Source organism: Protofrankia sp. CiP1_Cm_nod3 (assembly GCF_982290655.1).
In genome coordinates, this window is record NZ_CEVIVD010000032.1 from 3,274 (window position 1) to 4,251 (window position 978).

Genomic DNA, 978 nt, shown 5'->3' on the forward strand with positions numbered 1-978 from the left:
TCCCGCGATGCACGCGCACATGAACAGACCCGTCACGACCAGGATGGCAACACCGAAGACGATGTTGTAGTTGTTGACGATGTAGTCCCGGTTCAGATCGATCGCGGTCTGCTGCGCGGCAAAACCGAACACAGAAGCAGACAAGTCTGCTGCCATATTCGTAAATGCGGAACCTACCGAATCCAGGAAACTGCCAGTCCCATCGGAAACGGCATTCCTAATACCAGTAAGAGGATCAATGCTTATAGCTATAATTTCTCCGCTGGCCAACGTATGAGCGCTCATTTTGCTGGCCTTCCTATGTAGATAAACCGTTCGATTCCCTCAGCTGCACGCTCGGTGAGGGATGGCCCGTTAGACCCATCTCCTGCATTTGATAGTTTCCAGTCGTCGTCTTGCCAAGTGACTGTGCAGATATCAGTACCCCAGCTTTGCTGCGGTGCAAAACTTGCTTTATTGTCGTAAGATCCAATTCCGGCGACTGACCATACTGATACTGTTACCTGGTTGGAACTAGAAGATTTTATTGAATACCCAAGAGGTCGTATATTAAGCAGCATGTCGGGGGAATTAATAGAAGTAAGGCCAAAATTTTTTGCCGTTATTGAATCTGCTGAAACTATCTGATTTGATAGCTTATCAGCAACTTCGGAAATGGAAATTGAATCGAATATTTTTTTGATCTGCGAAGCGTTGCGATTGCGTCGATCGACATATGCGGCGACGTAGTTTCCGCAGGCGCTTATGGCGCCGGCTTCTGTGTGGGGGTAGCCGACGGGGATGCCGAACTCGTTGATGTGGGTCGGCATGCCTGGTATCTGGCCGGCGGCCGGGTGCGCTGTGGGAGGCACGGTGCTGCCGCTTCCGGGTGGCGTGGTTGCGGGTATCACGGTGGGGTGCGCGGTGTTCGGCGCGGTCGCTGTCGGACGGGTGTCGACGCGTGGCGGGGGCTGCCCCTGGATGCCGACCGAGGGGGAT

At 53.4% G+C, this 978-nt stretch carries 1 protein-coding gene; it reads right to left on the minus strand.

Features of this window, described 5'->3' with window-relative positions; genetic code table 11:
* Window positions 1-281: 281 nt before the first annotated feature.
* A partial coding sequence (locus tag AC5LUJ_RS08880; protein ID WP_493464757.1) for a hypothetical protein occupies window positions 282-978 on the minus strand: 697 nt, incomplete at its 5' end.